A 12,617-nucleotide genomic window follows, 5' to 3' on the forward strand; every position below is an offset into this window, starting at 1 on the left:
TCACGCTTCCCCGCCCGGGCCTCCGGAGCCTTGCCGAGAGGCTGGATCAGGGCCGGGGCAGCGGCAGGCCGGGCAGACGGGGGTGGCGCAGGTGCTGCCCGCCGTCACAGAAGTGCAGCGTGAACGTCTCCGGGCCGGGCCGGCCCGCCTCGTCGTACGCGGACAGCACGCGCTCGATCCGCTCCCACAGCTTGACCGGCCCGCCCTCGCGGACCTCCCACCGGCCGCCGGTGGGGGCGAGGGTGGCGGCGGAGCCGGTGACGACGTCGACCAGGTGCACGACGTCGCCGACGGTCGTCATCTGCGCGTCAGGGGCGGCGCACTGGGCCAGGAACCGCAGGTGGAACGCCTCCTCGGTCGCGGCCGTTATCCGCTGCGGGCTGTGCCGGGCGGCCCGGCCCGTCTCAGGGAGGCCCGCGGCCCAGTGGGCGGGGTTGCCGAACGCCGGCGCCGCGTGCGTACGGGCGGACATGAACGACACCGTGCCGGGCAGCAGACGGCCCACGGCGGTGCCGTTCTCGCCGACGGTGAGCAGGACGCGGGCGTAGCCGTAGAGCCAGCCCGACAGGGTGAGCAGGATCTTTCCGCCGGGCCGGGTCTGCGCCAGCAGCGCGGGCGGCACCGCGCGGAAGGAGCAGGCGGCCACGATCCGGTCGAACGTGGCCTCGGGCCAGTAGCCGTACAGGCCGTCCGCCACCGCCAGGGTGGGGGTGTACCCGCAGGCGTACAGCGCGCCGGCCGCCTGCTGAAGCCGGTGTGGATCGACCTCGATGCTCGTGACGTCGGCCGATCCGAGAAGTTCGCAGGCCAGCGCGGTGGAGTAGCCGGTGCCGGTGCCGATCTCCAGCGCCGTGTGACCTTCCTTCACGTCGGCGTCGGCCCACATCCGCACCACGAGCGACGGTAGCGTGGATGACGAGGTCGGGGCCCCGCCGTGCCGCACCTGCGGGTTCTTCCAGTCGGGTTCGGCGCCGTCGAACTGCGTGATCAGCGTGGTGTCGGAGTACGCGGCAGCCAGCCACCGGCCGTGGTCGAGCTCGGCGGTGACCGGCTCCCACACCGTCAGCCCCTGCCCGTCCGGCTCGTCGGCGGGCAGGTAGAAGCCCGGCACGAATCGGTGCCTCGGCACCCGCTCGACCGCCGCCCTCCAACCGGGATCGGCGAGGACGCCGCCCTCGGTGAGGGCCTTCGCCATCGTCTCGCGCAGCCGGGCGGCGTCGGTCTCCAGGTCGGCGGGCATCGTCATCGCGCCCCGCCTCCTTCCGTAGCTCTACTCAGGATGTCGGCAAAAGCGGTCGTGATGTCGCCGACGTCGGGCAGCCAGCCCCACTGGCCGTTGGGGTTGCACTCGATGAACACCCAGTCGTCCGCCGCGTCGCCGTCACCGGTCAGGGCGAAGTCGAAGCAGCCGAAGACCAGATCGAACGCGGCCAGGTAGCGGTGCAGCGCGGCCTCGACGGGCGCCGGCACGGCGATCGGGGCGTGCAGCAGGGCGTCCCAGTCGCCGCGGCGCCAGTCCAGGGCGCCGTCCGGTGCGGCGATCTGCTGGGCGAACACTCGGCGGCCCACCACGGTGACGCGCACGTCGCCGGTCTTGGGGACCTCCCCCTGGAACAGGTGGGCGGTCACCGCGAGGGAGTCGTCGAAGGTGTCCGGGTCCACGCACTGGGCCCAGATCGCGCCGGTGTGCCCATCCTCGCCCGTGGGCAGGCCACGGAACGTCTTGTAGATCACGGGTCCGTGGCCGGCGGCGAACTTCCTGGCCTGCTCGACGTCGTTGGTGACCAGCGTCGGCGGGATCGTGAGGCCGAGCTGGGCTGCCTGCTGGAGCTGGGCGGGCTTGAAGTCAGCGGCCGTCACTGCGGAGGGGTGGTTGACGTAGAAGGCGCCGTGCAGGTGGTTCAGGACGCCGCCGAGCCCGTGCCGGGCCTCGGCGGTGGCGAAGCCGCGCGCTTGCGCGGGCAGGTGCCCGTACCGGGCGGCGTAGGGGGTGGGGCGGCGGTAGTACACCGCCGTCACCTCCCCCAGCTCCACCTCCCGGCTGCCGGTGACCAGCCGCCCGCCCCAGGCGCTCGACCCGGCGCCGATGCGGGCGCCGAAGACCAGTCCGGCGCCGATGTCGGCCGGGTCGAGACGGATCACGGGCACCTCGCGCTCGTTCAGCGCGGTGATCACCCAATCCGCGGTGACGTCTTCCAGCGCGGTGACGACCAGGACGGTGGAGGCCATCGGATCAGTCCGACTCGTAGTCGGTGGTGTGGTCGTCCTGCGTCTGCGGCTGGGGCTTCTGCCCGTCGCCGCCGCCGGACATCGAGGCCGTGCCGGTCGTCCTGCTCGTGCCGTGCTTGCCCATCTCCACCACCTGGCCGGCGGCGTCGGTGTACCGGGCGGTCTGCGTCGCCGCGTCGAGCGTCACCGTCGCGTACGACGGCGGGCCGACCGGGAGCCGGTCGGTGACCAGCCTCATCGCCCACGGAGCCTGGGGTGCAATCGTCGCCATGCGTTCGTCCTTCCCCTATGCCTCAAGCCGATAGCCGGACGGCTACCGGCAGATGCAGAATCCGCCCCCGCCCATGGACCTGACCAGTACCGTAGGTTCCGCGAACTGTGGCGAAACCGCCACGCTCCGTGACGGGCGAGTCGGGGAGGGTGAGGCACCGGTGCCGAGCAGATCGAGCAATGCGCACCTGGCGCTGTGGATCGCGGCCACCGGCCTGTCCCACGGCGAGATCGCCCGCCGCATCGCCGCGGAAGCGATCCGCCAAGGTCACCGGCAGGTCGCCCCGGACGCCACCCGCGTACGCCGCTGGATCGACGGCGAACGCCCCCGCCCGCCGGTCCCGGCCCTGCTCGCCACGGTGATCTCCGACGCGGTCGGCCAGCCCCTCACACCGGGTGATCTCGGACTGACGGCCGCCGGGCCCACACTGGATAGCATCCAGCTCCTGCTGCTGACCGAGGCAGCCGCCCAGACCCTGGCCGGATGGACCCAGATGGACCTCTTCCTCGACCGCCGCGACACCCTCAAGCTCGCCCTGGGCGCCCCGCTGGTCCTGGCCGCCGAACGGATGCTGGGAACCGTGCGACCAGGGGCTTCGACGCCGGCACCACCGCCGCGCTGGAGGAGGTGACCACCTTCTTCACCAGGGCCGACGCCTCCAAGGGCGGCCTGTACCGCTCCGCGATCATCGCGCAGCTCGCCGAAGTCGCCCGCCGCATCCAGGACGGCGTCCCCGCCTCGCTGAAGGCCCGGGTGGTCGCCGCGACCGCGGACCTCGCCGCTCTGGCCGGGTGGGTCGGCCACGACAGCGGCCGGTACGCCACCGCTCAGCGGTACTGGTCGTACGGCATCTACGCCGCCTCCTAGGCAGGGCTGCCGGACCGGGGCGTGGAGATCGTCACCCGCATGTCCCACCAGGTGATCTACCTCGGGCATCCCCAGGACGCCCTCGGTCTCCTCGGCGTCGCCGCGAAGAAGGCGACCCTGCCCGCGACGAAGGCGCTGGTCGCCTCCCAGACCGGGAGGGTCCACGCCGCCCTCGGCGACGAGCAGCGTGCCGAGCGGCACCTGGGCGCCGTGCCCGCCTGGGTGGACTACTTCGACGCTGCCGAGCACGCCGGTGCCCGCGCGGTCTCCGCCCGCGACCTCGCCGCCTTCCACGGCGAGCGCCGGCCCGCCAGCGTGTACTTCACCGACGCCCTGCGGCTGCGCAGGCCCGGCTTCGACCGGGTGAAGGTCATGGACCGGATCGGCCTGGCCGCCGCCCTCCTCGCCGAAGACGAGCCCGAGCAGGGTGCCGCCGCTGCCCACCAGGCGCTGGACGAGGCCGCCCGCGTCGACTCCACGCTCGTGGCCTCCCGGCTCAACACCCTGCTGGACGCCGCCCGCCCGTACCGGACCGGTGCGGTGGACGAGGTCCGCACCCGGGCGGCGGATCTCGCCGCGGCCCGGCCGACCACCGTCGCCGCCTGAGACCATCTGACCCATGGGCAAGCATTCCCGACCCGGGCCACCGAACCAGCCGTCCCGCGCGGTCCCCCGCGCCGACACCGGCGACCCGCTCGCGGCGTACAACAAGCGCCGCCGCCCCCCGCTGGACATCCACCGCCGCCACCGCCCGCTCCACGGCGGCGGCGGACACCTCCGCCCCGACGAGCCCCGGGCCCTGGAGGAATGGAACGGGTTCTCCTACGAACCCGCGGGTACCGCCGCGAACCTCGCGGACGCGGTCCGGTGGGTGAACGAACAGATGTCCGGCGAGGAGCCGACGGCGTGAGGACCGGGCCGCGCTCCCGAACCTCCCGCCAAGTGACATGTAGCTTTCCGTGACGGCCGTCACGGACGGTGATTCTCATAAATGACCAGTTGCGAGTGTTCTGCGAGAGCCCTCGGAGTGATCACGTTTCCGCAGGTCGCCGTTCGCAGAAGCCCTCTCAAAACCTGGGCGTTGTGCGAGACGGTTCTGACAGGCTGCCGGGGTGGATCTGACGCCCGATCAATCCGCAATCGCGGCAGAACGAAACGACTGTCCGAAGTGTGAAGCCCCGGTCGGCAGTCCCTGCCACACCCGCGGCGGGAAGACCGCCACGAATTACCACACCGCCCGCTTCATCCTCGTGCCCGCGCTCCGCGAGGAACTCGACGTCCCCGTACCCGAGGACCGCGGCCCGGGGCGGCCCTGGAAGCCGGGCCCGCCCGCCCCGGCGGCGTCGGTCGCGAAGCCGATCCGGATCGGGTACGCCCGCTGCTCGACCGCACAGCAGGAGTTGCAGAGCCGGCTCGACGCACTCGAACCGCTCTGCAAGCGGATCCTCTCCGAGAAGATCAGCACGCGGGTGAAGACCAGGCCGAAGCTTCAGGCGGCGCTGAAGCTCGCGTACGACATCAAGGAGGCCGCCCCCGACCAGGAGGTCATCCTCACCGTCCACGAGCTCAAGCGCCTGGCCCGTAACGCCGCCGAGCTGGTGACCCTGTCCAACCAGCTCCAGACCGCGGGCGTCCAGTTCGAACTCCTCACCGGCCCGCTCACCGGCATCTACGACCCCAACGGCATGGGCGCGATGTTCTTCGCCGTCCGGGCCGTCGCCGCCCAGCTCGACCGCAACTACATCCGGGAGAAGACCCTGGAGAGGCAGGTCGCCGCCGCGACCAAGGGCAACCACGGCGGACGGCCGAAGGTCATCGACGACGACATGCTGCTGTTCGCCCGCGCGCTCAAGGACAAGGGCGTCCCCGTCCCCGAGATCGCGCAGTAGCTCACCATCAAGACCGGGAAGAACGCCGGACAGCACCCCTCCGTCGCCTCCGTCTACCGCGCGCTCGCCGACGCCGAGGAGACAGCCGCACCGGCCGGGCCGGAGATCGTCGCCCTGCGCCGGGCCGACGCGCGTGGACCTCATCGGCCCGGCAGCACCGCCGACCCCGAGCTGATGGAACGCCTTCAGAGGCAGGTCATCGAAGGCGGCGGCCTGCTGGACACGCTCGTTGAACAGACCGAGAACGACGAAGACGACGTCGTGGCGGCGCTGCCGGTGCAGGCCCGGCTCGAAGGGGAGGACGCGTGATCCGCACGCCGCACCGCACGAAGGGGCCCGGTGCACTCGGAGCCGAAGGTCCAGGCCGCCCCGGACCGTTCGGCCGCTGGCCCGAGAACAGCGAGGACGAGGACCAGGGCGAGCCCGACGAGGAACATCCGGCCGGAAACCGGCGGTAGGGCGCCCGGCCACCGGGACAAGATCCATCTCAACGTCGGCGGCCGTACGCCGCCGACAACACCACCAAGGGGGAACGATGACCATGGGCAAGACCACCAAGAAGGTCCGCCAGGCGCCGCCGCCGTACGCCGACCGCGTCCGCACCGGCCGGCAGGGCCCGGCCGGCACCCCATCCGTCTGGCCCGCGGCCAGGACGTCGGGGCGGCAAACGCGCTGATGGCCACCACCGGCGACAGCGTCAGTGGTCCAACGGCTGGACTCCCGCTTCGCCGCCTACCGGGACGCTGTCGGCCTGGACTCCGCGCTGGAGTTCCACTCGCTACGCAGGTCCTACATCACCCATCTGATCGAGGACGGTCCCGACCCGCTGTTCGTCCAACAGCAGGTCGGCCACGACCACGCCTCCACCACCGCGATCCATTGAGGCCGCTCTGCGGCCGGGAAGAACATCCTGATGCCACGCCAGATCAGCTACCGGTGGCGCCTGCGCGAGCTGATGGCCGCCCGCGGCATGTTCACCGTCGCCGAACTGATGCCGCACCTGACCGAACGCGGCATCACACTGTCCTCCTCCCAGGTCCACCGTCTGGTCTCCGGCACCCCGGAACGCCTGTCCCTGCCGGTGCTGGCCACCCTCTGCGACATCCTCGACTGCACGCCCACCGACCTGATCGCCACATCGGCCCAGAACTTCCCCGCCCGCCGGGCCGCCGGCGAAGAGGCGCCGATCAACCTGGCCGCTCGCCGACCCGCACGGGTCCGGCTGACGCCCGAGGGGTGAGCGGTGACGCCTGAGGAGTACGAGCGGTGGATGATCCGCGACCGCGCACGCTGCGGCCGTCGAGCCTCGAAGTCCGCCGAGTGGTCGGACGGTCCGATCTGCCGAACCTGCTACGACCGCGCGATGCGAGTCCGAGGCCGCTGCCCCTGCTGCGACACCGACCGGCTACTGCCCGGACGGGACACCGACGGCGCCCCGATCTGCCGCGACTGTGCGGGCATCGTCCGCGACTTCTTCTACGATCGCTGCGGCTCCGAGGGGTTGCTGCTCGGTGGACGCCTCTGCGAACACTGCACCCTCGCCGACGCGCTCGCCCGTCTCCTCGACGACGGCACTGGCCGTGTCGCCCCGGAGTTGCTGCCGCTGGTCAAGATCCTGCTGGAGATGGACCGGCCCAAGAGTCGACTCATCTGGCTGCGCAACCCCAACGTCGTCCGACTTCTCCAGGGCCTGGCCACGGGCAATATTGCGCTCTCCCACGACCGGCTGCACCAAGAGGCCCCCTGGCGAACCGTCGCTCACCTGCGTGACCTGCTGATGGACAGTGGTGTCCTCCCGCGGGTCGACCGGCAGCTCCTCCTCTACCAGCGCTGGCTGACCGAACGGCTTGGCACCATCGAAGCCCCCGAACACCGCCAGCTTCTCCGCCACTTCGCCACCTGGCACCGGACGCGGCGCCTGCGGACGAAGGCGGAGAAGGGACCGCTGGGACGCTCTCAGACCAACCACACCAAGCAGGAGGTCACCCAGGCCGGTGCTTTCCTCGCATGGCTCGCCGGCCGAGGACGTGCGATCGGGCAGTGCCAGCAGGCCGACATCGACGCCTGGCACACCGAGAGCCTGGCCACCCGCCGTCCGTCGCAGTCATTCCTGCGGTGATGCATGAAGACCGACAGGATGCCCCGCCTCGCACTGCCGCCGACGGTCATCACCCAGGACTCGGAACCGCTGCACCAGCACCGTCGGCTCGCGATCCTCCGCCGGGTCCTCAACGACGACTCCTTGCCCCTGCGGGCCCGGGTCGCCGCCGCGCCCATTCTCCTTGATGCCCAACCCGTCAGCCGTATCGTCCGCCTCACCGTCGACGACGTCACCGACGACGAGACCACGGTCACCGTCCGGCTGGGAGACCCGCCGTCCCCGCTGCCGGAGCCCGTCGCCGACCTGATGCGGGCCGACATCCAGTCCCGGCAACACCTGCCCTACGCCAGCAGCAGGAGCGCACAGAGGCTCTTCCCCGGCCGCCAGCCCGGACAGCCCATGAACCCAGTGAGCCTCCAGGTCCACCTCCGAAAGATCGGCGTCCCGCCGCAGCGAGGCAGGGCTTCCGCGATCCGCCAGTTCGTCAACCAAGCCCCGGCACCCGTCATCGCGAAGGCTCTCGGTTACCACGACATGACCGCCACCCGCCTGGTCACCGAAGCCGGAGGGACCTGGAACCGATACGCCACCGGCGATGAAGCGCGGTACTTACGCTGGGTCCGCTGAGCCGCGTTTGTCCTCAACGTGGACGACGTGAAGCTCGGTGCCGTCCCGGTGGCGCTTGGAACGTCCGAACAGCCCGACAGCGATCTGCGACTGATCCTGAGGCTCATCGGGGCCGACATAGGTAAGGACGTCGTTGTGATGCCCGGTGACGACCCATCCCTCGAAGTCCTTGAGGTCGATCACCCCAAAGTCTCCTGTCGAAGATCCGGCATGCGCCGGGCCGAACTTCTTGAGGAGGTCGGTTGCCTGTTCAGCGAGCTCCCCTTCCGGAGCGGTCAGCACGACACAAGTGCCATGCTCGAACAGCACCCACGACTTTCGAGGGTCGGCGAGAAGCCGCTGCCAGACGTCTATCAGTATCTCGGTGTTCACGCCGGTCATCATGCCGCAGGGCACCGACACAGGGTGATGATCGGCCGACGGCTACAGCGAATACGCGACTCTTGAACATGCGGGCCTACCAGTCCCAAGGCCGTATACGGCGGCTGCCGGAACACACTCCGCGGAACAACTCGACTTCCTCAGAGTCACCGCCACACGTGCCCCGCTGCTCTCCGGCAGTGAGGATTCCTTGGACCGTGTCCCATGCGGGGAAGCGCATCGGCGTGGGCATTGCCCGCAAGAGAGCTGAGTCCGGTGGTGTGCGATGAGGGCCTGATGCATCGGTGTTCCGCGTTGTCCTCCTCCTGCCCTCGCGGGAGGGGGTGTCCGGCCCTTCCGCGGTGCGGGACGATGAGGCCGGGTCCCAGGCAGGCGCCCTCACCCGGGCAGGGCATGGGGCGACTGTGGCGGACCGCGCGCCGGGCGCTGCCGCGGACCCCGTCCGCACGGCCTGGATCGTCATCAACGCGACCCCGGGCGCCGGTTCGGTGTCCGGCACCCGCCTCTTGGCCGGTTGCATGGGCCCGGCTTCCGACGCAAGCGCCATGCCGGTCTCCGCGCGCCGCACTCGGCGCTGGACACTGCGACTGCGCCCCGGTGGCCTCCGCCTGTTGCGCCCCATCCGTGCCGCGCCCGGTCTTCTGCCACTGGCAGGCCGGTCAGCGGACGACGTCGAACACGTTCTTCTGCAAGCCGTTGGCGAATGCCTCGTGCTCGACCAGCTTGAGCTTCTGGGCGTCCTTGTCCGTGGTGCTGAACAGGCGCTTGCCCGCGCCGAGCAGAAGCGGGAAGACGAGCAGGTGGTATCGGTCGATGAGGCCGGCGTCGGAAAGACTCCGGTTCAGTGCGGCGCTGCCGTGCACGATGATCGGACCGCCCTCGGTGTTCTTCAGCGCCGCGATCTCGTCGAGCGAGCGCAGGATCGTCGTCTCGCCCCAGTTCGGCACCAGGTCGTCCTCGGTGAGGGTGGTGGACACGACGTACTTCGGCATGACCTTGTAGTCGGCGAACTCCGCCATGTCCGGCCACACCGGGCTGAACGCCTCGTAGCTGGTCCGGCCCATCAGGACCGCGGTGGCTTCCTTCTGCTCGCGGCCCTTGATGTCGAAGGCCTCAGGGAGGAACTCGATGTCCTTGAAGGTCCAGCCGGAGTTGCGGTAGCCGGGCTCGCCGCCCGGGGCCTCCACGACGCCGTCGAGGGAGATGAAGGCGGTGCTGATCAGTGTGCGCATCTGTGGTTCCTCGGAGTCTCGTGTCCGGTTGCCGGTCGGATCGGCGGACGCTTCGTACCTTCGGCTGCGCCGCGTCGACCATGATGTACGACTGCCGATCATGAACGAATTCATCGGCCCGCGCCCGCTCCCTTTCCGAGGACCCGGCCCCCGCGTCGACGTGTCGGATCGGAAGCCCGTCCGCCGGGGCGCACGGACAGGGTTGCCCTCTGCGGCCCTCGGTGAGCTGTGCGGCCGCGCGGTCCGCGTCAAGCCGCTCCAAAGCCACGCCCTCCCTTGCCCGACAGCCCATTGGGCCTGCGTCGGGTCCTCCGTACGCCTAGTCGGTGATCAGGTCAGGCGGCGGTGTTCCTTGCCGCGGCGAATTCCCGGAGGACCTCGTCCACCGGTCGATCGCCGGGCCTGAGGTCGAAGGAAAGGAGACGTGGGAGACGCCGAGTCCGTCTCTGGCGCGCAGGTGTTCGACCAGTGCCTCGCTGCCGGTGCGCAGGCCGAGGCGAATGGTGCTCGCCGGGGTGGCAGGTCCTCGGCGAGGTCCGGATGCACGGCCGTGAGGTACGGCTTCGTCCTTGAGGACGGCACCCTGGGCGAGCGGGCCCACGCTGCTTTGTCGCGCTCCCGCCCGACTGGCGCTGCCGTCAGGCGCGTCTCCCACGTGGTCCCGGCCCCGGGTGTCCGGAACGCCGTCGGCGTCCCCCGCGTGTGGCCGCCAGGGCCGTCCGGTCCCGCTTCGGTCACCTGAAGGGATGGCGGCGACGCTCTGCGACGGCGGCATGAGGCGTGTCCGTGCCGCTCCCTGAAACCGTGAACCTCAGAGCCGAGACGCCGGGGCCCCGCCGACGGAGCGCCCGACGGCATCCCTTGTTCCTGTCCGAGAAATGTTCCCGTCCGAGAAACGGAGTACTTGTGCGTCGTCGCAGAGCCGCGCTGGTCACCGCCCTGCTGGCCTCCTTCGTGGTCGGGGCCTCGTATCCGGAGGCCGGCGGTGGCTCGTCGCCGGGACACGGCACACTGATCGAGCACGGTGTCGTGCGCAGTGGCAGCCGGCCCGTCGCCGCCGCCGAGGTGACACTGCTTCAGGCCGGGGACCGTCCCGGTGCCGGGGCCCGGCCGCTGGCCCGCACCCGCACTGACGCCCACGGCCGCTTCAGCCTCTCCTACCCCGCTCGGCACAACCCGGACGCCGTGCTGTACCTGACCGCGGACGCGGGACCGGCCGGCCACGGACAACCCCGGGCGACGCACCGTGTGCGGCCGGTCCGGCTGGTCGCGATGCTCGGCACCGGTCGCCGTACCGGCAAGGTGGTGCTCAACGAGCGCACCACGGTCGCGGCGGGCTTCGCGATGGCACAGTTCACCCGCGGAGGAGAGGTGGCCGGCCGCAGCCCCGGGCTGAAGAACGCCGCGGCCGTCTCCCACAACCTGGCCGACATCACCAACGGTGCGGCTGCCGGGATGCTGGCCACCGCTCCCAACGGCAGCCGGACATCCACCCTGCGCGCCTTCAACACGCTGGCCGACATCCTGACCGGCTGCACCGCCGGACAGACCTGCGGCACGCTCTTCGATCTGGCCGGACATCCAGGGGCACCCGCGCCCCGGGAGACCTTCCAGGCCGTCGCGGACATCGCCCGGCTGCCCGGCCACCACGCCGGCGAACTCTTCGCGTTGGCCGACGGCCGCAGCGCCTACCGGCCCAGGCTGACGACGGCCCCCGACGCCTGGACCCTCGCCCTGCGCTATGTGGGCAACGGCCAGGAACTGGACGGGCCGGGCAACGTCGCGTTCGACGCGGAGGGCACCGCGTGGATCGGCAACAACTACGTGTTCAACGCCGATCCCCGGCAGTCCGTCTGCGGCTCGCGCATCCTGTCGCGGCTGACACCGACCGGCCGGGACGTCCCCGGCGCCCCGTACCGCGGTGGCGGACTCTACGGCGTCGGTTTCGGCACCACCATCGACCCCGACGGCCATGTCTGGGCGGCCAACTTCGGTTTCCAGGGCACAGGCTGTCCTCTCGACGCCGGCCGCCTGTACCGCAGCGTCTCGGAGTTCACCGCCGACGGACGGCCGCTGTCACCGCCTCAGGGCTGGCGGCAGGGCGACATCGTCCAGCCGCAGGGCATCGTGTCGGACCGCGCGGGGAACATCTGGGTCGCCAACTGCGGAGGCAGAAGTGTGACCCGGATCCCGGACGGGAACCCCCGGCGGGCCCGGAACATCGCGCCTGCGGGCGACAGCCTGATCAAGCCGTTCGGCGTCACGGTGGACACCCGGGGACGTGCCTGGGCGACCGGCAACGGAAGCGACAGCGTCATGCTGCTGTCCCCGCAGGGCGCACCCCTGCGCTCGATCACCGGTGGCGGGATCAAACGCCCCATGGGCATCGCCGCCGACAGCCTGGGCAACGTCTGGGTCGCCAACGGCGGCGCGGTGGTCGCGCCGTGCGAGGGCACCACGCCCGCCATGGTCGCCGAGGCGATCAAGGACATCGTCACCCGGCACGTCGACGCCTCCGTCACCATGGTCCGCCCCGACGGCACCACCCCCGCCAGGCCGTTCGTCAACGACGGGCTGTTCCTGCCCTGGGGCATCGCCGTCGACGGCAATGACACCGTCTGGGTGGCGAACTTCGGAGGCCACCGCCTGGCCAACCTGTGCGGAGTCCGGCACTCCGCCTGCCCGCCCGGACTGCACACGGGCGACCCGATCTCACCGGCCGACACTGGTTACACCAGCGACGGACTGGAGCGCAACACGGCCGTCCAGATCGACCCTTCCGGCAACGTCTGGCTGGCCAACAACTGGCGGGACGTACCGCTGCAGACCAACCCCGGCGGCCATGAGATGGTCGTTTTCATCGGGCTCGCCGCCCCGGTGCGCACCCCGTTGCTCGGACCGCCGCGACACCTCTGACTGACAGCCGGGTCCTGGCGGGAGCTGTCCAGCGCCGACCGGCATCGGCTCCCGGCCGCGTGAGGCGGTATCGGACGGCCAGTCGACCGGCCTCGACCGCATGC

17 protein-coding genes and 1 pseudogene are annotated in these 12,617 nt (G+C 71.1%); 12 read left to right on the top strand and 6 right to left on the bottom strand.

Features of this window, described 5'->3' with window-relative positions; all coding sequences use genetic code 11:
• Nucleotides 1-46: 46 nt before the first annotated feature.
• From tgmC to AFM16_RS37750, 3 genes are read right to left on the bottom strand one after another with little or no spacing between them, the layout of a single operon-like run.
• Nucleotides 47-1,246 (bottom strand): ATP-grasp peptide maturase system methyltransferase, encoded by a 1,200-nt coding sequence (gene tgmC, locus AFM16_RS37740; protein WP_078636728.1) that lies wholly within the window; start codon nucleotides 1,244-1,246, stop codon nucleotides 47-49.
• Complete coding sequence (tgmB, locus tag AFM16_RS37745) at nucleotides 1,243-2,229, bottom strand: ATP-grasp ribosomal peptide maturase (RefSeq protein ID WP_078636729.1); 987 nt, start codon at nucleotides 2,227-2,229, stop codon at nucleotides 1,243-1,245. Before tgmB ends, tgmC begins: the two co-directional genes overlap by 4 nt.
• A gap of 4 nt (nucleotides 2,230-2,233) precedes the next feature.
• Nucleotides 2,234-2,500 carry a putative ATP-grasp-modified RiPP gene (locus tag AFM16_RS37750; RefSeq protein ID WP_107419232.1) on the bottom strand — a complete coding sequence of 89 codons (267 nt, stop codon included), beginning with the start codon at nucleotides 2,498-2,500 and terminating at the stop codon, nucleotides 2,234-2,236.
• Between the two features lie 160 nt (nucleotides 2,501-2,660).
• Between AFM16_RS37750 and AFM16_RS40380 the strand changes: the two genes are divergently transcribed.
• From AFM16_RS40380 to AFM16_RS37790, 11 genes are all read left to right on the top strand, one after another.
• A complete protein-coding gene (locus tag AFM16_RS40380) occupies nucleotides 2,661-3,131 on the top strand; it encodes a hypothetical protein (protein WP_245177924.1) in 471 nt (156 codons plus the stop codon).
• Entirely contained in the window at nucleotides 3,128-3,367 is a 240-nt protein-coding gene (locus tag AFM16_RS40385) for a hypothetical protein (protein WP_245177925.1), read from the top strand. Before AFM16_RS40380 ends, AFM16_RS40385 begins: the two co-directional genes overlap by 4 nt.
• Nucleotides 3,368-3,406: 39 nt before the next feature.
• Complete coding sequence (locus tag AFM16_RS40390) at nucleotides 3,407-3,973, top strand: NsdA family TPR-like regulatory protein (protein WP_245177926.1); 567 nt, start codon at nucleotides 3,407-3,409, stop codon at nucleotides 3,971-3,973.
• A 13-nt stretch (nucleotides 3,974-3,986) separates the two neighbouring features.
• Nucleotides 3,987-4,277, top strand: coding sequence for a DUF6087 family protein (locus AFM16_RS37760; protein WP_078636731.1), 291 nt, complete (start codon nucleotides 3,987-3,989; stop codon nucleotides 4,275-4,277).
• A gap of 202 nt (nucleotides 4,278-4,479) precedes the next feature.
• On the top strand, nucleotides 4,480-5,256 hold the full coding sequence (locus AFM16_RS40395; RefSeq protein ID WP_431523105.1) for a recombinase family protein: 777 nt from the start codon (nucleotides 4,480-4,482) through the stop codon (nucleotides 5,254-5,256).
• Nucleotides 5,257-5,430: 174 nt separating this feature from the next.
• Nucleotides 5,431-5,565, top strand: coding sequence for a hypothetical protein (locus tag AFM16_RS40400; RefSeq protein ID WP_256861383.1), 135 nt, complete (start codon nucleotides 5,431-5,433; stop codon nucleotides 5,563-5,565).
• A 226-nt stretch (nucleotides 5,566-5,791) separates the two neighbouring features.
• Nucleotides 5,792-5,932, top strand: a complete 141-nt coding sequence (locus AFM16_RS38905; RefSeq protein WP_167797335.1) for a hypothetical protein — start codon at nucleotides 5,792-5,794, stop codon at nucleotides 5,930-5,932.
• 24 nt (nucleotides 5,933-5,956) lie between these two features.
• Nucleotides 5,957-6,139: a tyrosine-type recombinase/integrase gene (locus AFM16_RS37770; protein WP_078636732.1), complete on the top strand. Its 183-nt coding sequence runs from the start codon at nucleotides 5,957-5,959 to the stop codon at nucleotides 6,137-6,139.
• A 30-nt stretch (nucleotides 6,140-6,169) separates the two neighbouring features.
• Nucleotides 6,170-6,496, top strand: a complete 327-nt coding sequence (locus tag AFM16_RS37775) for a helix-turn-helix domain-containing protein (RefSeq protein ID WP_078636733.1) — start codon at nucleotides 6,170-6,172, stop codon at nucleotides 6,494-6,496.
• Nucleotides 6,497-6,619: 123 nt separating this feature from the next.
• A complete protein-coding gene (locus AFM16_RS39645) occupies nucleotides 6,620-7,375 on the top strand; it encodes a hypothetical protein (protein ID WP_167797336.1) in 756 nt (251 codons plus the stop codon).
• 3 nt (nucleotides 7,376-7,378) lie between these two features.
• Nucleotides 7,379-7,984 carry a site-specific integrase gene (locus AFM16_RS37790; RefSeq protein ID WP_078636735.1) on the top strand — a complete coding sequence of 202 codons (606 nt, stop codon included), beginning with the start codon at nucleotides 7,379-7,381 and terminating at the stop codon, nucleotides 7,982-7,984.
• On the opposite strand, the gene AFM16_RS37795 is transcribed toward AFM16_RS37790, so the two are convergent.
• The 3 genes and pseudogenes from AFM16_RS37795 to AFM16_RS37805 form a co-directional block, all read right to left on the bottom strand.
• Complete coding sequence (locus AFM16_RS37795) at nucleotides 7,967-8,368, bottom strand: hypothetical protein (RefSeq protein WP_179123406.1); 402 nt, start codon at nucleotides 8,366-8,368, stop codon at nucleotides 7,967-7,969. The genes AFM16_RS37790 and AFM16_RS37795 overlap by 18 nt on opposite strands.
• 269 nt (nucleotides 8,369-8,637) lie before the next feature.
• Nucleotides 8,638-8,745 (bottom strand): annotated as a pseudogene (locus AFM16_RS40715) (IS5/IS1182 family transposase); the annotation flags it as partial.
• Between the two features lie 279 nt (nucleotides 8,746-9,024).
• Entirely contained in the window at nucleotides 9,025-9,597 is a 573-nt protein-coding gene (locus AFM16_RS37805; protein WP_078636737.1) for a dihydrofolate reductase family protein, read from the bottom strand.
• Between the two features lie 906 nt (nucleotides 9,598-10,503).
• Between AFM16_RS37805 and AFM16_RS37815 the strand changes: the two genes are divergently transcribed.
• Nucleotides 10,504-12,513 (top strand): NHL repeat-containing protein, encoded by a 2,010-nt coding sequence (locus AFM16_RS37815; protein ID WP_078636739.1) that lies wholly within the window; start codon nucleotides 10,504-10,506, stop codon nucleotides 12,511-12,513.
• Nucleotides 12,514-12,617 lie beyond the last annotated feature (104 nt).

It is taken from the genome of Streptomyces antibioticus (assembly GCF_002019855.1).
In the GTDB taxonomy this organism is placed as follows: domain Bacteria; phylum Actinomycetota; class Actinomycetes; order Streptomycetales; family Streptomycetaceae; genus Streptomyces; species Streptomyces antibioticus_B.